Source organism: Lentzea indica (genome assembly GCF_012184385.1).
Lineage (GTDB): Bacteria > Actinomycetota > Actinomycetes > Mycobacteriales > Pseudonocardiaceae > Lentzea > Lentzea indica.
Genome location: NZ_VSRL01000186.1, coordinates 1 through 17795, shown reverse-complemented (window position 1 = coordinate 17795; position 17795 = coordinate 1). Strand labels below are relative to the sequence as shown.

18 protein-coding genes and 1 pseudogene are annotated in these 17795 nt (G+C 68.4%); 8 read left to right on the top strand and 11 right to left on the bottom strand.

Translation table 11 applies throughout. The features are described 5' to 3' along the window. Nucleotides 1–669, top strand: a 669-nt coding sequence (gene pgl / locus FXN61_RS35245; protein ID WP_167978267.1) for a 6-phosphogluconolactonase, incomplete at its 5' end; no start/stop codon positions are given. 61 nt (nt 670–730) lie between these two features. Here the strand turns inward: pgl and FXN61_RS35240 are convergent. Next, nucleotides 731–2092 (bottom strand): hypothetical protein, encoded by a 1362-nt coding sequence (locus FXN61_RS35240; RefSeq protein WP_167978266.1) that lies wholly within the window; start codon nt 2090–2092, stop codon nt 731–733. Between the two features lie 117 nt (nt 2093–2209). On the opposite strand from FXN61_RS35240, the gene FXN61_RS35235 reads away from it, so the two are divergent. Continuing rightward, nucleotides 2210–5119, top strand: coding sequence for a substrate-binding domain-containing protein (locus tag FXN61_RS35235; RefSeq protein ID WP_167978265.1), 2910 nt, complete (start codon nt 2210–2212; stop codon nt 5117–5119). Here the strand turns inward: FXN61_RS35235 and FXN61_RS35230 are convergent. Then, a complete protein-coding gene (locus FXN61_RS35230; RefSeq protein ID WP_167978264.1) occupies nt 5107–5496 on the bottom strand; it encodes a response regulator in 390 nt (129 codons plus the stop codon). The genes FXN61_RS35235 and FXN61_RS35230 overlap by 13 nt on opposite strands. Nucleotides 5497–5597: 101 nt before the next feature. On the opposite strand from FXN61_RS35230, the gene FXN61_RS35225 reads away from it, so the two are divergent. The 3 genes from FXN61_RS35225 to FXN61_RS35215 all read left to right on the top strand — a co-directional run bounded on the left by FXN61_RS35225 (nt 5598) and on the right by FXN61_RS35215 (nt 8405). Beyond that, a complete protein-coding gene (locus FXN61_RS35225) occupies nt 5598–6317 on the top strand; it encodes a DUF4360 domain-containing protein (protein ID WP_246292396.1) in 720 nt (239 codons plus the stop codon). Between the two features lie 73 nt (nt 6318–6390). After that, nucleotides 6391–7020: a DUF4360 domain-containing protein gene (locus FXN61_RS35220; RefSeq protein WP_167978263.1), complete on the top strand. Its 630-nt coding sequence runs from the start codon at nt 6391–6393 to the stop codon at nt 7018–7020. A 131-nt stretch (nt 7021–7151) separates the two neighbouring features. Continuing rightward, nucleotides 7152–8405 (top strand): sensor histidine kinase, encoded by a 1254-nt coding sequence (locus tag FXN61_RS35215; protein ID WP_167978262.1) that lies wholly within the window; start codon nt 7152–7154, stop codon nt 8403–8405. A 6-nt stretch (nt 8406–8411) separates the two neighbouring features. Here the strand turns inward: FXN61_RS35215 and FXN61_RS35210 are convergent, their stop codons facing one another. The 3 genes from FXN61_RS35210 to FXN61_RS35200 form a co-directional block, all read right to left on the bottom strand. Next, entirely contained in the window at nt 8412–10019 is a 1608-nt protein-coding gene (locus FXN61_RS35210; protein WP_167978261.1) for a serine/threonine-protein kinase, read from the bottom strand. Next, nucleotides 10016–10639 carry a hypothetical protein gene (locus FXN61_RS35205; protein ID WP_312878228.1) on the bottom strand — a complete coding sequence of 208 codons (624 nt, stop codon included), beginning with the start codon at nt 10637–10639 and terminating at the stop codon, nt 10016–10018. The genes FXN61_RS35210 and FXN61_RS35205 overlap by 4 nt, the downstream gene beginning before the upstream one ends. 321 nt (nt 10640–10960) lie before the next feature. Continuing rightward, nucleotides 10961–11287: a hypothetical protein gene (locus FXN61_RS35200; RefSeq protein WP_167978259.1), complete on the bottom strand. Its 327-nt coding sequence runs from the start codon at nt 11285–11287 to the stop codon at nt 10961–10963. 13 nt (nt 11288–11300) lie between these two features. Here FXN61_RS35200 and FXN61_RS35195 point away from each other — a divergent pair, with 13 nt between their 5' ends. Beyond that, nucleotides 11301–11729: a hypothetical protein gene (locus FXN61_RS35195; RefSeq protein ID WP_246292395.1), complete on the top strand. Its 429-nt coding sequence runs from the start codon at nt 11301–11303 to the stop codon at nt 11727–11729. Nucleotides 11730–11798: 69 nt separating this feature from the next. Here FXN61_RS35195 and FXN61_RS35190 read toward each other — a convergent pair whose 3' ends face one another. The 6 genes and pseudogenes from FXN61_RS35190 to FXN61_RS35165 all read right to left on the bottom strand — a co-directional run bounded on the left by FXN61_RS35190 (nt 11799) and on the right by FXN61_RS35165 (nt 15888). Continuing rightward, nucleotides 11799–12143, bottom strand: coding sequence for an RNA polymerase-binding protein RbpA (locus tag FXN61_RS35190; protein WP_030470277.1), 345 nt, complete (start codon nt 12141–12143; stop codon nt 11799–11801). 66 nt (nt 12144–12209) lie between these two features. Next, nucleotides 12210–12452 carry a preprotein translocase subunit SecG gene (secG, locus tag FXN61_RS35185; RefSeq protein WP_167978258.1) on the bottom strand — a complete coding sequence of 81 codons (243 nt, stop codon included), beginning with the start codon at nt 12450–12452 and terminating at the stop codon, nt 12210–12212. Between the two features lie 94 nt (nt 12453–12546). Next, on the bottom strand, nt 12547–13335 hold the full coding sequence (tpiA, locus tag FXN61_RS35180) for a triose-phosphate isomerase (protein WP_167978257.1): 789 nt from the start codon (nt 13333–13335) through the stop codon (nt 12547–12549). Then, a pseudogene (locus FXN61_RS35175) lies at nt 13335–14539 on the bottom strand (phosphoglycerate kinase). The gene tpiA and the pseudogene FXN61_RS35175 overlap by 1 nt, the downstream one beginning before the upstream one ends. Before the next feature lie 17 nt (nt 14540–14556). After that, a complete protein-coding gene (gene gap, locus FXN61_RS35170; RefSeq protein WP_167978256.1) occupies nt 14557–15561 on the bottom strand; it encodes a type I glyceraldehyde-3-phosphate dehydrogenase in 1005 nt (334 codons plus the stop codon). Between the two features lie 114 nt (nt 15562–15675). Continuing rightward, nucleotides 15676–15888: a hypothetical protein gene (locus FXN61_RS35165; protein ID WP_167978255.1), complete on the bottom strand. Its 213-nt coding sequence runs from the start codon at nt 15886–15888 to the stop codon at nt 15676–15678. Between the two features lie 90 nt (nt 15889–15978). Here FXN61_RS35165 and FXN61_RS35160 point away from each other — a divergent pair, with 90 nt between their 5' ends. Together FXN61_RS35160 and FXN61_RS51020 are read left to right on the top strand one after the other, a co-directional pair. Next, on the top strand, nt 15979–17640 hold the full coding sequence (locus tag FXN61_RS35160; RefSeq protein ID WP_167978254.1) for an ATP-binding protein: 1662 nt from the start codon (nt 15979–15981) through the stop codon (nt 17638–17640). A gap of 7 nt (nt 17641–17647) precedes the next feature. Continuing rightward, on the top strand, nt 17648–17795 hold a 148-nt coding region (locus tag FXN61_RS51020), incomplete at its 3' end, for a proteasome accessory factor PafA2 family protein (RefSeq protein WP_223165730.1).

Sequence of the window (17795 nt, the reverse complement as noted above, 5' to 3'; positions counted from 1 at the left end):
TCCGTCGTGCTGACCGGCGGCCGCACCGGCACCGCGGTGCTGGAACACCTGAACCGCAACGGCGCCCGTGACGCCGTGGACTGGTCCCGCGTGGACCTGTACTGGGGTGACGAGCGCTTCCTGCCGTCCGGCCATCCGGAGCGCAACGAGACCCAGGCCCGCGCGGCTCTGCTGGACCACGTGCCGGTGGATCCCTCACGTGTGCACGTGATGGAACCCTCCGACGGCAAGTTCGGCGACGACCCCGAGGCCGCTGCCGAGGCTTACGCCTCGCTTCTGGCTTCGTTGGCCCGGCCGGAGGATCACGGTGACGTGCCCACGTTCGACGTCTGCATGCTGGGCGTCGGCGAGGAAGGGCACGTGGCCTCGGTCTTCCCCGCTTCTCCCGCGGTGTACGAGAAGGAGCGGACCGTCGTCGCGGTGCGCAACTGCCCGAAGCCACCGCCCACGCGCGTTTCGCTGACGTTGTCGTCGGTGCGGTGCGCCCAGGAGGTGTGGCTGATGACCACCGGCGAGGCCAAGGCCGCCGCGGTGGCCATGGCGTTGAGCGGTGCGGGCGAGGTGCAGCTGCCCGCTGCCGGCGCCACTGGACGGCGGCGCACGTTGTGGCTGCTGGACACTGCGGCCGCTTCTGCCGTGCCGGCGCTGTTCAAACCACCGCTGGCTTGATGTTCGCTCGACCGGCCCCCAGGCCTTGCCTGGGGGCCGTTTTCCGTTGTGGGGCACCATGTCACGTGGCTGAGCTGAGCAGTTCCTCCATGACGTGCACCGGCAGCGACGGGTTCGCCGCCGCGGGCCCGGCCGTGAACTCACTCGCCAGCAACCGGACGATCGTCGCCACCGGCAGGTTCGGGTGACACGCGGCCAGGTGCCGGGCCTGCGCATCCTCCAAGCACAGCAACAACGTCTCGCCCCACGCGTGAGGATGGCGGGCGATCGCCCGGTAGGTCTCCTCCGAACCGGCCCGCAAGGCCATGTGGTGCAACAACTCCGGCGGACACAACGGATTCCGCGCTGCCCGGGGGTACAACCGCGGCCCATGCCGCTCGACCAGCTCCCGGAGCTGATCAACCGTCACCAGCGGATGAGTCACGACCGCCTCGCCAACATCGGGATCCGGGTCCAACACAAGCTGGTGAACCAGATCCAACGGCAGGTCGGCACGCAGAGCCACCAGCATCCGCAGCTGCACGGTGGTGGACGCGGCCAACGTCCGGAGCTCGGCTTCCGAAGCGGAAGCAACGCGAGGCACCGGCCCCTGACCGACACGAGCGGTCTCGGCCACGAACTCCAGCAGGTCCAACGGGATCGCGGGGTTCTTCAGAAGCGCGAGACGCAACGCACGGGTTCCCGCGAGCTGACGCAATACGTGCACCGGAACCGCCGGATTGACGGCGAGCTGAGTGAGGATGCCGGGTTCGACCCCCGAGGCGATCAACTCGTAGAGGTGGTCCGGCAGGTCGGTGCGCGCCGCCAGCCAGTAGCGGGCGTCGTGGCGGTGTACAAGGGAAGCGGCGATCGAGGCGGGCGTCGCGGGGTTGCCCGCCAGCCAGCGAGCGAGGGCGTCTTCGGCGCTCAGACGGACGAGCACCGAAGGAGGTGTGTGCGGGCTGCCGGCCACGGCCTGGCGCACCTCGATGCTCGGATGCCGGCTCAACTCGACGGCCAGGGAGAACGGCAGCGCGTGGTGCACAACCAGTTCGACGGCCACCCTGGGATCGGAGTGGGCCAGGCGTTCCATCACGTCCGGAGGCAACGAACGGGCCCGTTCCGCCAGCCGCATACGAATGTCGACGTCCGGATGCACGGCGAGCGAGCGGATGAGGCCGGCGTCGACGTCCGGATGCGATGCCACCGCCAGCGCCACCCACGGGTTCGACACCTGCACCTCCGCCGGCTCGACCCTGCCGCTGGACACCAACGCGCTCGTCACGGTCCAGTCGTCCAGCGCCAGCAGGGCGCGCACCTGGCTCGAAGTCAGATCAGGGCGCTGCGCCAGCGAAAAACCTGCACGGGGCACCTGGGCGAGACGGTCGAGCAGAGCGGCAGGCAGCGCGGGGTTCTCCGCCAGGCCGTCCAGAACGGTGTTCACCAATCCCCCCGGTAACACGGCAGGCATTCCCCTCGACAACGCGTATCATCCCGAATCGCGTTGAGTAGCGGGGGTTTTGTGGCGAACGGCAGTGCGAGGCGACGTCCCACCATCGGGATGATCACCGCTGGCCCGCTCATCGAGCTCGCGGGCGAACAGTGGCGCGGTGTGAGTGACGGCGCCCAGCACCTCGGGTGCGACCTCCTGTGCTTCGTGGGCAGCGAACTGGACCACCCGGACCCGCACAAGCGGCGGGCGAACACGGTGTACGACCTGATTTCGCCGAACCGGATCGATGCGCTCGTCGTGTGGACCACGCGCGTGGGGCAGCTCATCGGGTCCGCGGGCGTGCAGGAGTACGTGAAGCGGTACGTGCCGATGCCCATGGTGAGTGTGGAGACGACCCTCGCGCAGTGGCCGGCCATCCTGATGGACAACCGCGACGGCATGGAACAGGCCGTTGACCACCTCATCGAGGTGCACGGCAAACGCAGGATCGCGTTCATCAGAGGGCCGCAAACGCATGCGGGGGCGCAGGAGCGGTTCCAGGGATACGTGGACTCGTTGCGCAAGCACGGGATTCCGTTCGACCCCGACCTCGTCACCGTGCTGGGCACGTTCATCTGGGAACCGAGCGGCGCGGTCGACGCGGTGCGCAAGATCATCGCCGGCGTCGAAGAACCTCCCGACGCCATCGCCGCCGCGAACGACGACTACGCGATCGGGGTCGTGTCCGCGCTGGAGGAGCTGGGCTTCCGCACGCCGGAGGACATCGCCGTCGTCGGGTACGACAACCACACCAACGTCCGCACGCACGACCTCCGCTACGTCACCGCCACGGGCGAAGGTTCGCCGGACAGCGAGGTGAACATCCACGCGGCGACGCCGGGGTTCACCACCGTGAGGGCGCCGTTCCACGAGATGGGCTTCCGTGCCGCGGAACTGGCGCTGGCCCTCGTCAACGGCGAACCCACCCCGCCCGTGCAGACAATGGCGACCGAGCTGATCGTGCGGCGGTCGTGCGGCTGCCTGCCGTCCGGGCTCGGCGACCACGCCCCCGCGCACGGCCGGCTGAACATCTCCGAGTCGGCGACCGCCGCGACCGTGGCCGACCACCTGCGCAGCTCACTCGGTCCCCTCTCCACCGCGCTCGCGGACGGCTGGGCCGAGCAGCTCATCGTCGAACTGATGGCGGCGGGAAGGGGCGAGGTCGAAGGCGCGGAGTTCCTCAAGCTGCTGGCCGAGTACATCCGCGCGAGTGCGCGCGCCGGGTGCGAACCCGAACGCTGGTGGCCACCGCTGTTCGACCTTCATCGGTTCGTGACGGCACGGATCAGCGACGCTACGCTAATCAACGACCTGTGGCTGCGCGTGCAACTCCTCGTCGGTGATGCGTTCGCCACGGACGCACGCTTCAAGTACCTCTTGCACGAGCGCCACGACCAGACGGTGCGCGAAGCCGGGCAACGGCTCATCGCGTCACGGGACGTCGACGAGCTGACGAACGCCCTCATCGAGGAACTGCCCCGCCTCGACATCCCTGGCTGCCACGTCATGGCGTACGACACCGCGGGTACGGCGCGCGCACTCGTCCGGTACGAGGACAACCAGCTCAAGGACCACCCCGACAGCCCGTTCCCCGCCATCAACCTGACGCCGTACCCGTTCACAAGGTCAAAGCCGTTCGGCGCCCTGTGCGCCCCGCTCTACACCGACGAGGACGACCTCGGCTACGTGATCTTCGAGCAGGGCCCTGAGCCCGGCTGGATCTACGAGGCCGTGCAGCAGCAGCTCAGCAGTGCGCTCAGGGGCATCCGCCTGATGCAGGAACTGAAGGACGCGCGCGCACGATTGGAAGAACGCGTCGGCGAGACCGAGGCACAGCTGCGGCACGCGCAGAAGATGGAGGCCATCGGCAGGCTGACCGGTGGCATCGCGCACGACTTCAACAACATCCTGACGGTGGTGAACGGCAACAGCGAGATGCTGCTGCGGCGCACCCTTCCCGACGACCCGCGCCGCACGGCGATCGAGGACATCAGGCACGCCGGCGAACGGGCCGCGAACCTGACGCGGCAGCTGCTCGCGTTCACCCGCCAGCAGGTCCTGCACCCGGAGTCGCTCGACCTCAGGCAGAACCTGACGAAGGTCCACTCGATGCTGCGCACGCTCGTCGGTGACCACATCGAGCTGAAGATGCACCTGCCGGAGAACGTCGCACGGGTGTGGGCGGACGCGGGCCAGGTCGAGCAGATCCTGTTCAACCTCGCGGTCAACTCGCGGGACGCGATGCCGGACGGCGGCACGCTCCAGGTCTCGATCGCGGACGCCACCCTCGGCACCGGCGACACCGGCCGGATCGTCGGCGTGCGGCCGGGCGAGTACGTCGTGATGCGCGTCCAGGACACCGGCGCGGGCATGGCAGCGGACGTGCAGGCACAGGTCTTCGAGCCGTACTTCACCACCAAGCCGGTCGGCAAGGGAACCGGTCTCGGCCTGTCCACGGTGTTCGGCATCGTGCAGCAGTCCGGTGGGCAGATCGAGCTGACCAGCGCGCTCGGCGAGGGCACGACCGTCGAGGTCTACCTGCCGGTGCCGCACGACCGCGCCGGCGCACCTGAGGCACCGTGCACGCGCCGCGCCACCTCACACCTGGGCGCGGGCACCGTGTTGCTCGTGGAGGACGACGCGCAGGTGCGGATCATGACCCGGCGCTCGCTGGAGACCGCGGGCTACGCGGTGATCGAGGCGGGCGACGGGCAGGAGGCGCTGCAGCTGGCCACCGCGCACCGGAGCACGATCGACCTCGTGCTCACCGACGTCGTGATGCCCAGGATGGGCGGCCCCGAGCTCGTGCGGTTGCTCCGCTCGACCGGTGCGGCGCCCGCCGTGATGTACATGTCCGGGTACACGACGGACGAGATCCTCGACGACGAAGTGCTGATCACCAAGCCGTACGTGGAGTCCGACCTGCTGGAACGCGTGCGCGAGGTGCTGGACCGGTCTGGTCCTGGTCAGGAGGCCTGAGCACGGCGGGCGACCGCCTGACGGACCGTCTCCTCGAGCTTCTCGATGCGGAACGGCTTCTGCAGGTATCCCGCGATGTCGTGGCCCGCGAACCGGCGCTCCAGCGACGTGCGGTCGTAACCGCTGGTCAGCACCACCGGCACGGCGAGGCCCTCGCGCTTGAGCTGGGCCAGCACCTCTTCGCCGGACAGACCGGGCATGCTGTGGTCGAGCAGCATCGCGCTGATCTCGGTGCTGCGTTCGCGCAGGATCGCGATCGCCTCGTCGCCGTCGCTGGCCTGCAGGACCCCGAAGCCGAGCTCCTCGAGCAGGCTGACGGTGTACCTGCGCACAGGATCCTCGTCCTCGACCACGAGCACCTGCCCAGCTTGCGACATGCGCGTCAGTATGCCGGAAACTATTCGTTCCCTCAGCACCAGGTGCCCAACTACTTGGGGTAATTCTTCACGAACTGCTCCATCAGTGTGACCTGGTCCATTTGGATCACACCATTGGTAGAGGGTCTGCGCTAGCCTTCGCGGCACCGCTGCCGCTCCACGCTGAGAAAGAGGCACCAGGAAAGGCCAACTTCATGCGTAAAGCGACGGCAGCAGCCGCTCTGGCCGTGCTGTTCACATTGTCGTCCGCACCCGCGCACGCCGAGACGACTCCTTCGGACCGGGTGACGATCGACGTGGTGACGGTGAACGGTTCCGGGTGCAAGCAGGGCACCGCGGAAGTGATCGTCTCATCGGACAACACGTCGTTCTGGGTGATCTACAGCGACTACCTCGCCCAGGCGGGCAAGGGCGCCGGTGCAACGGACTTCCGCAAGAACTGCCAGCTCAACCTGCAGATCAACACGCCTCAGGGTTTCACGTACGGCATCGCGCAGGCAACCTACGCGGGCTTTGCGCACCTCGAGCGCGGCGCGACGGGGAACCAGTGGGTGAATTACTACTTCCAGGGTCAGTCGGCCAACAACGTGAAGAAGCACGCCTTCACCGGGCCGTTCGACGACAACTGGTCGATCACTCACAAGACCGAGTTCGCGGACATCGTCTGGGCTCCGTGCGGCGAGAAGCGGAATCTCAACGTCAACAGCGCCCTGCGCGTTGACAAGGGTTCAGCGGATGCCAATACAAACAGTTTCATGACGATGGACTACACGCGCGGAGAAGTGCGCACCCTGTTCCACTTCTCCTGGAAGCGCTGCTGATTTTCAAAGGCCGCCGCCACCCCTCATCACCGCCGCCACCCCACCCTGCGAGATGCGTCGGAAAGGTGCCCCCATGCTCAACGCGGTTGCCGCTGCCCTGCTGGCCTCAGCCATCATCATCCCGCCCGGCGCTCCCAACGAGACGCCGCCGCCCGACCACATCACGATCGACATCGTCACGATCAACGGCTCTGGCTGCCCTGCGGGCACGGCGGCCGTCGCGGTGTCCGAGGACAACAAGGCCTTCACCGTCACCTACAGCGACTACCTTGCCCAGGTCGGCGTCGGCGCGAAGCCCACAGACCTGAGGAAGAACTGCCAGCTCAACCTACGGGTCAACGTGCCGCAGGGCTTCACCTACGGCATCGCCCAGGCCGACTACAGAGGTTTCGCTCATCTGGAGCGCGGCGCCTACGCCATCGAGAAGGCCAACTACTACTTCCAGGGCATGTCGCAGACGGAGTCCATCTCCCACCGGTACAACGGCCCCGTCAGCGACGACTGGCAGGCCACCGACACGACCGAGGTGGCCGCGATCGTCTACTCCCCGTGCGGCGAGAAGCGGAACTTCAACATCAACACCGAGCTCCGGGTCTACGCCGGTTCGTCCAACACGGCCACGACGACGAGCTTCATGACGATGGACTCGACCGACGGCAGCCTCGACACGACCTACCACTTCGCCTGGAAGACCTGCCCCTAGTAGTGCCGTGGCTACCGCACGCGCTGAGCCGAGCGTGTGCGGTAGCACATATGTGAGCCGAGCGCCGTACAGATCCGCGTGTGAACACGTCTACCCCGGTGACGGGGCAGGTCGGGGTAAAGGGGCAGCCAATGCCAACCGCCGCATACGCGCAGTACGGTGAGGATCGAAAGGCTCACAGGGGAGGTCGGATCCTGACCACGACGCTGCTCCCGGCCAGACGGCCGGAGGACACCGCGGCCGGCTCTCGCTGGCCGCTGAGCGGCGACTACCGCCACATTCTGGTCGACCTGGCGTTGATCCTCCTCGCCGTGCTCGACGTCTGGCTGTACGGGCTGTGGCTCGAGGCCGACCCGATCACGGACCTCCCACCGGTCGAGGACTACCAGCTCTGGCTCAACTGGGTCGCGGTCGGCGCGCTGGTGCTGCGCCGCCGGTTCCCGTTCATCACGCTCGTGCTGACCATCCCCGGCTTCTTCGTCGGCTGGTCGCAGCTCGCCGCGATGATCGCCCTCTACACGGTGGCGCGCCGCTACGTCGGCGGCTGGCAGACGGGCCTCGCGGCCGCGCTGGTGTGGCTCTGCCGGTTCGTGGCGTGGCCGCCGCAGGAGCTCATCGACAGGCCGCCGTCGGGCCACTTCCACTCGGCGATCTACGGCTTCCTGGTGGCGGGCCTGCCCATCGCGATCGGCCTGCTGGCGCACGCCCGCCAGGAACTGTCCGACCGCATCGTCGAGCTCGCCGAGTCACGCGAGAGAGAACGTGTGCTGCACGCGCACGCGATCCGGGCGGACGAACGGGCAAAGCTCGCACGTGAGATGCACGACGTCGTGTCGCACCAGGTCAGCCTCATCGCCATGCAGGCAGGCGCGCTGCGCATGGCTGTCGCCGACGCCGAGCACAAGCAGGTCGCCGGCACCATCCGCATGTTGTCGACGCGCACTCTCGACGAGCTCCGTCAGCTCGTGTCGGTCCTGCGCACGACCGACGACAACCAGCCGGGCGTCGACGAGCTGCCGGAACTGGCCGCCGACGCGGGCTTCGAGGTGACCATCCAGGTCAAGGGGCCGGTCGAGGACCTCGCCGCGCCGGTGTCCGGTGCCGTCTACCGGACGGTGCAGGAGGCATTGACCAACATCCGCAAGCACGCCGTCGGCGCGAGCGCGACCGTGCTCATCGACGCCAACGAGGACGACGTGCTGGTCGAGGTGCGCAACACCGCCGCGTCCAGTCCCTCCTCGACGCTGCCGAGCGGGGGCCACGGCCTGGTCGGCCTCCGCGAGCGCGCCGCGTTGCTCGGTGGCGAGTTCTCGGCGGGGCCCACCGAGGAGGGCGGCTTCCTGGTGACGGCGTCGTTCCCCAAGAAACGAGTCATCTCCGACTAACGAGCGTCACGCGCGCTTGGATGCCAGCGACGCGCTGATGGCCGCCGCCGCACCGAGCACACCGCACGTGAGCGCGACCGACATCGTCGGCTCGTGCTTCAGCAGCACGGACACCAGCAGCCACACGGCCAGGCCGAGCCCGAGCCCGAGCGGCACGGACGCGATCACCGCCGCCACGCCGGTCTGCCGCCGGCGCAACGCCCGCAGGTTCGACTCCAGGTACGCCAGCGTGAAGAGCAGCAACAGCGCCGAGCCGGTGCCCATGATGCTCAGCCACGGCGTCTGGCCGGAACCCAGCAGGAACGCGGGCTGATCGTCCACCTTGGCCGTCACGACGCCACCGATGATCCACCGCGCCGCGCCGGGCAGCTCGAAGCCGTCCGGTCCCCGCTGCGGCACGTCCGCGAGCGGAATCCCCGCCAGCGTCACGACGAGATGCGTGCCGTCGACCTTCACCGGGTCCGCCAGGTCCTGCGTGATGACGACCTCCGGCGGGTTCCCGGACGCCACGAACGGCACGACCACCAGCGTCAGCAACGAGATCGCCGCCACCAGCCACAGCAACCACGGCGACGACGGCGGCTTGATCACCTGGGCGGCCGGTACGAGCGTGCTGCTGCCGCTGAGCCGCGCGGCCGGCACCGGGTCCACCAGCGTGGCGCGGATCGGCTGCTGCGTGAGCGAGACCGTGTCGCGCTCGACCGGCCGCAACGACGGACGCGTGGACGACGCCGACACCTGCGGCGCGAGGTGCACGGGGATTCCCAGGCGCACCAACCAGTCCGGACCGAACAGGTGGCCAGCCGCGCCCGCCAGGTCGATCGCGAACGTCTCTGCGTTGCGGTACCGCGCGGACGGGTCCCGCGCGATGCTGCGCATCACCACGCCCGCAAGGGGTTCCGGCACGTTCGGCAACGGCCGCGGCTCCTGGTAGACCCGCTTCTGGATCATCGCGAGCGGTCCGCCGCCGCGTTCGAACGGCAGGTCGCCGCACAACAGCTCGTACAGCATCGTGCCGGTCGCGTAGACGTCCGCTGCGGGCGACAACGGGTTGCCCATCGCCTGTTCCGGCGCGATGTACGCGGGCGTGCCGAGCACCGCGCCGGCGTGCGTCACGAGCGTCGCACCCTCCGACACCACCTGGGAGATGCCGAAGTCCGCCACCTTCACCACACCGGTCGCGGTGAAGAGCAGGTTCTTCGGTTTCACGTCGAGGTGCAGCACGCCGGCCTCGTGCGCCGCGTGCAGACCCGACAACGCCGCCAGCACGATCCCGCACGACTGCTGCGCGGTCAGGCCGTCGCCGGAGAACCGCGACCAGACCGTGCCTCCGTCGAGGCGTTCCATCACGAGCAGGTGCTCGCCCTGCTGCCGGACGTAGTCGTACACCGGCACGATGTGCGGGTGGTCGAGGCGGGCCAGCAACCGCGCCTCGTGCTCGAAGCGCTCGCTCATCCGCCGGTCCTCGGCCACCGCGTGCGGCAGCCGTTTGATGGCCACGGGACGACCTAGCTGGCGGTGCACGCCGCCATAGACCACGCCCATCCCGCCTTCGCCGATCTGTTCACCGACGGCGTACTGAGGCAGGGCGGCGACCACACTGGACAACGTCACCGTTCGATCCTCACGGTATCCATTTCGGACGGTTGCGGCCCACCCGGATGCGGTGTCACATAGCCAAGAAGCAACGCAGCTGCGGCCGCACCGAGAATGAACGGGATCTCCGCCGTCGGCGACGGCGCCACCAATCGCAGCACTGACAAAGAGATCACCGCGATGAGACCCGTCCCGATCCCGGCCGGCAGGAACCGCATCGCCCGCTGCCAGCGGTTCGCGGGCAACCGGCGGCGAGCCAGCGCGATCAGCGCGCCCGCCCACGACAACGCCGTCAGCACGAGAACTCCCAGACCGAACGCCCCGTACACGGACCACAGCGAACCGCGCACGTCCCCGGTCGTCTCGACGGACGCGATGGTCTCCCGCTGCACGTCGATGACCTCGATCGTGACCGGAAGGAGACCGATGGCCTGCGAACCGAGATCCGTGGGCTCCAGCGGGAACGACCGCGTCTCAGCGGACTTCGCCGGGACGTCGAACGGAACCGTTGTGTCGTAGGCGAAGAAGGTCAACGCCAGCGCGGTTCCCTTGATCCGCACGGTCTTCACGCGCTGCACGGTGTTCGTGTTGTTGCGGACCGTGACGGAGACCCTCGCGGTGTCCGAGGGGTCGAGCACCAGGTTCCCTACTCCAACCGGTCTACCGTCCACATCGGCCTCGAGCAGAACCGACCCGTCCTGTGCGGACGCCGTTGACGGCAGCAGCATAATTCCGCACCACAGCAGTAAACCTGCACCGGCCATGCGACGTCTCACTAGCGCACCTTAGGTTCTGATCCGGGGAGAGCGAATGCGGTCTTTAGGCTTACTCGTGGCTTTAGCAGCCGGTGTTACGGTGCTGGCCGCCACACCGGCAACGGCCCAGCAGCCGCCGGCGCTCTCACTGAGCCCGAACGTCGGCGCCCCGGGATCGGGTTTCAAGGTCTCGTGGACCGGGATCTACTTTTCCCGAACGTGCGAGTTCCCCAGCGTGCGCGTCCTCTGGGACGGCAAGACAGTAGTGGGCAGCGGCTCCGGCAGTAGCAACGGGACGGGTTCCGGTTCGGCAACGGTTCCGGCGGACGCCTCCGCGGGTAGCCACCGGGTGACCGTCCAGCCGACCTCGTGCCAGGCCAGTTCGGCGTCCAACACCTTCACGGTCCGCATCCCGCCACCGGTCACGACCACGCCACCCGTCACCACGCAGCCGCCCGTCACCAAGCCCCCGGTGACGAACCCACCGGTGACCAACCCGCCCGTGACGCGTCCGCCTGGCGTCACGACCACCACGACTCCCCCTATGACCACCACGACCACGGACACCCCGTCGTCGTCCTCGCAGCCCTCCTCGTCCACGGACGCGCTGACCAGTACCGGTGACGGCGTCCTGGTCCTGGACAAGGAGAACATCCAGCCGGGCGAGGACCTGACCGCGACCGGCACGGGCTGCCCCAAGGGTGCCAGCGTCACGTTGAAGTCGCTCGGCCAGGACGTCGGCCAGGCAGTCGCCGACGACAACGGCGGGTTCACCTCGCCGGTGAGGTTCGCGAGCATCGAGCCCGGCCGGCACAAGGTGCGCGCGGAGTGCGGCATCACGCTCGTCGGCAACGTCGACGTGACGCTGTCCAGCTCGTCCGGCGGCACGACCAGCACGCTCGTCGTGCTGCTGTTCTTCCTGCTGGTCGGTGCCGCGATGCTGCGCCGCCAGTTCACCGGCCTGCGCCGGTAGGTTCCGGGTACGCGAAAGGCCCCCTCTCCGCAGTAGAGGGGGCCTTTCGCGTTGATCTGCGAGCCAGGCTTACGGCTCTTCGCGCTGACGGCGCAGCTTGGCGAGAGCCTCTTCGAGGATCGCCTCGCCGTCCGCGTCGGAGCGCCGCTCCTTCACGTACGCAAGGTGCGTCTTGTACGGCTCGTTGCGCGGAGGCGCGGGTGGCGTCTGCTCGTCACGACCTGCCGGCAGGCCGCAGCGCGGGCAGTCCCAGTTCTCCGGAACCTCCGCGTCGACCGCGAAGGAAGGCCGGGACTCGTGACCGTTCGCGCACCAGTACGACACCCGACGGCGGGGCGCGGACTCGCCGCGCTCCGATTCGCCCATCGGGCCTGCGCCGACGCGGGTACCGCGAATCGCGTTACCACCGGACATCGACCGTTACACCCCCACCAAGTGGTTACCCCAAGCCCCTGAGGGCTTCTGCCGCTGAACGGTTGATCAGGCTGCCGGAGGCAGCTTGATCAGCAGTCCGATGCCCACGATGGCGATGACCCAGACCGCGCCGACGAACAGCGTCAGGCGGTCGAGGTTCTTCTCCACGACGGAGGAACCGGACAGACTCGACTGCATACCGCCGCCGAACAGCGAGGACAGGCCGCCACCACGGCCGCGGTGCAGCAGCACGAGCAGCACCAGCAGCACGCTGGTAACGATCAACAGGATCTGCAGGAACAGGATCATTTCTTCCTCGCTGTCAGGCAGCCGACGCCATAGAGTACCTGTTCGACTGCCGAACGTGTGCAACCAGTGGTGTTAGTGATTTTTCCAGATCAACTTAGGGTAGAGGGCCGCCGGCGGCCAGTGCGCACAGCTTGGTGAATTCGTCCGCCTGAAGGCTCGCACCGCCCACGAGAGCGCCGTCGATGTCCTTCTGCGCGATGAGCTCACCGATGTTCGACGACTTCACCGAACCGCCGTAGAGCACGCGCACGACAGCCGCGGTCTCCTCGCCGTACTTCTCCGCCACGAACGAGCGGACCAGCGAGCACACCTCCTGCGCGTCAGCGGACGACGCGGTGCGGCCGGTGCCGATCGCCCACACGGGCTCGTACGCGAACACGATCTTGGCGACCTGCTCGGCCGTGAAGCCATTGAGGCCGGCCTCGAGCTGTTCCTTCACGAGCTCCAGGTGGCCCTTGGCCTCGCGGGTCTCGAGCTTCTCGCCGAAGCAGAAGATCGGGGTGACCTCGACCTTCAGCGCCGCCTTGATCTTGGCGTTGACCAGCGCGTCCGTCTCGCCGTGGTACTCGCGGCGCTCCGAGTGCCCGACGACCACGTAGTGGCAGCCGAGCTTCTTGAGCATCGGGCCCGACACCTCACCGGTGTAGGCACCGGAGTCGTGCTGCGAGACGTCCTGCGCGCCGTACTTGATCAGCAGCTTGTCGCCGTCGACCAGCGTCTGGATGCTGCGGATGTCGACGAACGGCGGCAGAACGGCCACCTCGACCTTGGCGAAGTACTTCTCCGGGAGGGAGAAGGCGATCTTCTGCACGAGGCCGATCGCTTCGAGGTGGTTGAGGTTCATCTTCCAGTTGCCCGCGATCAGCGGGAGCCGGGCTGCCATCAGCGATCACCCTCATTCTTGGCAAAAACGCTGATACCGGGGAGTTCCTTGCCCTCAAGGAACTCGAGAGACGCGCCACCGCCGGTGGAGATGTGCGAGAAGCCGTCCTCGGGCAGACCCAGCGCACGGACGGCCGCGGCGGAGTCGCCACCGCCGACGACGGTGAACGCGTCGGACTTCACGAGCGCCTCGGCAACGGCACGGGTGCCGCCGGCGTAGGTCTCGATCTCGAAGACGCCCATCGGGCCGTTCCAGAACACGGTCTTGGCGTCGGCGAGCTTCGAGGCGAACAGCTCCCGCGACTTCGGGCCGATGTCGAGGCCCATCTTGTCCGCGGGGATCGCGTCGGTGCCCACGACGTCGTGCTCGACGTTGCCGAACTCGGCCGTGACGAGCACGTCGACGAGCACGAGCTCGACGCCGCGCTTCTCGGCCTCGGCGAGGAAGCCGCGCACCTGGTCGAGCTGGTCCTCCTGCAGCAGCGACGTGCCGACCTCGTGACCCTGGGCCTTGAGGAAGGTGTACGCCATGCCGCCGCCGATGAGCAGCTTGTCGACCTTGGACAGCAGGTTCGCGATGACACCGAGCTTGTCGGACACCTTCGCGCCGCCGAGCACCACGACGTACGGGCGCTCCAGGTCGTCGGTGAGCTTGCGCAGCACGCCCAGCTCGGCGTCGACGAGGCCGCCGACGTACGCGGGCAGCTTCTGCGCCACGTCGTAGACCGAGGCCTGCTTGCGGTGCACGACACCGAAACCGTCGGACACGAACGCGTCCGCGAACGCCGCGAGCTCGTCGGCCAACGCCGCGCGCTCCGCGTCGTCCTTCGAGGTCTCACGGGCGTCGAAGCGGACGTTCTCCAGCATCACGACGCCACCGTCGGTCAGCGCCTCGACGACGGCCTTGGCGGACTCGCCGACCAGGTCGTTCGCGAGCGCGACCTCGGCACCGAGCAGCTCACCGAGACGAGCGGCGGCCGGGGCCAGGGAGAACTTGGGGTCCGGCGCGCCCTTGGGGCGGCCGAGGTGAGCGGTGACGATCACGCGGGCACCCGCGTCGGCGAGCGCCTTGATCGTCGGCACCGACGCGCGCACGCGGCCGTCATCGGTGATTTTGTCTCCGTCGAGGGGGACGTTCAGGTCGGCGCGCACCAGGACGCGCGACCCGCGACACCCTCGGCGAGCAGGTCGCTGAGAGTCTTCACTGACTTCCCGTCCCTGCTCAGATCTTCGAGGCGACGAGCTTGACCAGGTCCGCGAGGCGGTTCGAGTAGCCCCACTCGTTGTCGTACCAGCCGACGACCTTGACCTGGTTGCCGATGACCTTGGTCAGCGGCGCGTCGTAGATGCACGAGTGCGCGTCGGTGACGATGTCGGCCGACACGATCGGGTCGGTCGAGTACTTGAGGATGCCGGCCAGCGGGCCCTCGGCGGCGGCCTTGTAGGCGGCGTTGACCTCGTCCACGGTGACCTCGCGCTTGAGCGTGACGGTCAGGTCGGTGGCCGAGCCGGTGGGGATCGGCACGCGCAGCGCGTAGCCGTCGAGCTTGCCCTTGAGCTCCGGCAGCACCAGGCCGATGGCCTTGGCGGCACCCGTGGAGGTCGGGACGATGTTCAGCGCGGCGGCGCGGGCACGGCGGAGGTCGCTGTGCGGCGCGTCCTGCAGGTTCTGGTCCTGCGTGTACGCGTGGATCGTGGTCATGAGGCCCTGCTCGATGCCGAAGCTGTCGTGCAGCACCTTGGCCAGCGGCGCGAGGCAGTTCGTGGTGCAGGACGCGTTCGAGATGATCGTCTGCGAACCGTCGAACTTGTCCTCGTTCGCGCCGATGACGACGGTGAGGTCCTCGTTCTTGGCCGGCGCGGAGATGATGACCTTCTTGGCGCCGCCCTCGTCCACGTGCGCGCGGGCCTTGGTGGCGTCGGTGAAGAAGCCGGTCGACTCGACGACGACGTCGACGCCGAGGTCCTTCCACGGCAGCTTGCCGGGGTCGCGCTCGGCCAGGGCCTTGATGACCTTGCCGTCGACGGAGATGCCCTCATCGGTGACCTGAACGTCGGCGTCCAGACGACCGAGAATGCTGTCGTACTTCAGCAGGTGCGCCATGGTGGCGACGTCACCGAGGTCGTTGAACGCGACGATCTCGATGTCGTGGCCGCCGGCACGCACCGCGCGGAAGAAGTTGCGGCCGATCCGGCCGAAACCATTGACACCTACACGAACCGTCACGACGGACTCCTTGCGTTCGACTGGCAGGAACAAGCCCACCCTATCTGCCGAACTGCGCCGCTGGTCACAGGGATAGTGAGGATCTCTTGATCGAGCCAGAAAAAGTGGCCCTGACTAGGCCGTTCGGCGGCGCAGGGTGCGGAGCATCCAGAGGTATGCGCTCAGCTCCTCCGCAGCCTCCGCGGCGGTGCGGCACGCCTCAGGACTGTCCTCCTCCGCGCCTCTGCCGACGACGGCCGAGATCCGCGCGAGCCACTCGTCGACCACCTGCCTGTCCTGCGGCGGCACGAGCGACGGTGTGCTTCCCTGTCTGGTTTGCGCAGTCATGACTGGATCCTGTCCGCGCTTCGAAGGACCCTTCAATACCCCGAAACAGCGGGTGTTACGGCCCGTTACGCGCCGGTACGGTCATTCCTCATGACGGCCAATGCCGCCTGCGTGACATGTGGAAACCCGCTCACCGAAGCGGTCGCGGGCCGACGCTACTGCTCCAACGCCTGCCGTCAACGCGCGTACCGCGAACGCAGCTCGGCACGGGACGACGCCCCACATGACTCGGCCCTGCCCGCACCACTCGACACCTTCGTCGGCCGCCGCGAGGAGCTGGCGGCGCTGGGCCGAATCGGAACGGACCGTCTCGTCTCGCTGGTCGGTCCCGCGGGCGCCGGCAAGACGAGGCTCGCCGTCCATTACGTCAGCAAACGCGCTGATCAGGTGTGGTGGACGGCGCTGGCGCCCGTGTCGGACGTCGTCCAGGCGATCTACCACGCGGTCGGCGCCCGCCCGTTGCCGAACCGTTCGGTGCGCGACGCCGTGATCGCCGAGATCGACCAGCACCGGCGCCCGCTTCTCGTTCTGGACAACTGCGAGCACCTGCTGGCCGACGTCGCCGACGTCGTGTCCGAGTTGCTGGCGTGCTGCCCGCGGCTGCGCGTCCTGGTGACTTCGCGCGAGCCTCTTCGTCTTGCCGGCGAACAGGTTTTCGCGCTCGGCGAGCTCGACCTGCCGCCCGTTGGTTCCGATGTCACCGAAGCCCTGCGTTACGACGCCGTGGTGCTTTTTCGCGATCGTGCCGTCTCAGTGGACCGTTCGTTCGAGGTGGATTCTTCGAACGTCGCGGACGTCGTCGCCGTGTGCCGCTCGCTCGACGGCATGCCTCTGGCCATCGAGTTGGCCGCACGCCGCATCACCGTCCTCTCCCCCGCCGACGTGCTGGCCAGGCTGGGTGACCGTCTCGCCCTGCTGACCGGCGGGCCGCGCGCCGCCGACGACCGCCACCGCACCCTGCGCGCCGCGATCGGCTGGAGCTACGACCTGCTGTCACCCGCCGAGCAGGCCGCCTGCCGCCGTCTCGCCGTGCTGGGCGTCCCGTTCGACCTCGGTGTCGCGAGCACGGTGTGCGGCGTCGAGGACGCGCTGGAGCTGCTGACCAGCCTCGAACAGAAGTCGTTGCTGGTCGTCGACAGGGCCGGTGGCCACACCGCGTTCCGCCAGCTCGAGTCGATCCGCCTCTACTGTCGCGAACGCGCCGCGGAATGCGGTGACATCGTTGTCGTGGCCGACCGCGTGGTCGAGTGGGTGTGCTCCATCGTGGAGCCGGAGATCTCGTCGTTCTTCCCGTCGCCACAGGTCGTCCTGCGCCTGGACCGCCACGTCGGCCTGCTCGAACTGGCTGTGAGCCGCACCGCGGAGGCCGGTGACTGGTCCCGCCACGCCCTCACGATCGTCGCCACGGCGTGGACCTCCACCCCGCGAGGCCCTCGTGGCGCCCCGACCGAACTGCTGCACCAGGCGCTGTCCCGGCCCATGCCCCAGGCGTACCGCAGCGCCCTGACCGTGCTCGCCGCCATGCACCACCGGGTCCGCGGCGGCTGGCACGTGACCCGGAAGTTCGCCCAGGAGTCCCTGTCGATCGAACGCGCCGACGCGTGCCGCCCCGGCACGACGGCCCGCGCGCTGGAGGTGCTCGCCTCCGCCGAGGCCCACACCGGCAACCCCGGCTTGGCCTGGCAACTGTTCGACGAGGCCGCTCGCTCCTGCGCGACTCCGACGACAAGTTCGCGCGCGGCGTCCTGCTGAACTCCCTATGGCTGGACGTTGCTGCAACACGGCGAGGCCGATCTGGCCGCCCCTCTGGATCATGGGAACCGAGGTCGAGTACGGCATCTCAGTGCCGGGCGACGCGACCGCGAACCCGGTGCTCACTTCGACACAGGTGGTGCTCGCGTACGCGG

Excerpts from the sequence above, each read along its gene's own strand:
- FXN61_RS35235 (WP_167978265.1), top strand. The coding sequence starts at position 2,210 with ATGATCACCGCTGGCCCGCTCATCGAGCTCGCGGGCGAACAGTGGCGC.
- FXN61_RS35230 (WP_167978264.1), bottom strand. The coding sequence starts at position 5,496 with ATGTCGCAAGCTGGGCAGGTGCTCGTGGTCGAGGACGAGGATCCTGTG.
- FXN61_RS35220 (WP_167978263.1), top strand. The coding sequence starts at position 6,391 with ATGCTCAACGCGGTTGCCGCTGCCCTGCTGGCCTCAGCCATCATCATC.
- FXN61_RS35215 (WP_167978262.1), top strand. The coding sequence starts at position 7,152 with ATGCCAACCGCCGCATACGCGCAGTACGGTGAGGATCGAAAGGCTCAC.
- FXN61_RS35195 (WP_246292395.1), top strand. The coding sequence starts at position 11,301 with ATGACCACCACGACCACGGACACCCCGTCGTCGTCCTCGCAGCCCTCC.
- FXN61_RS35190 (WP_030470277.1), bottom strand. The coding sequence starts at position 12,143 with ATGTCCGGTGGTAACGCGATTCGCGGTACCCGCGTCGGCGCAGGCCCG.
- secG (WP_167978258.1), bottom strand. The coding sequence starts at position 12,452 with ATGATCCTGTTCCTGCAGATCCTGTTGATCGTTACCAGCGTGCTGCTG.
- tpiA (WP_167978257.1), bottom strand. The coding sequence starts at position 13,335 with ATGGCAGCCCGGCTCCCGCTGATCGCGGGCAACTGGAAGATGAACCTC.
- FXN61_RS35165 (WP_167978255.1), bottom strand. The coding sequence starts at position 15,888 with ATGACTGCGCAAACCAGACAGGGAAGCACACCGTCGCTCGTGCCGCCG.
- FXN61_RS35160 (WP_167978254.1), top strand. The coding sequence starts at position 15,979 with ATGACGGCCAATGCCGCCTGCGTGACATGTGGAAACCCGCTCACCGAA.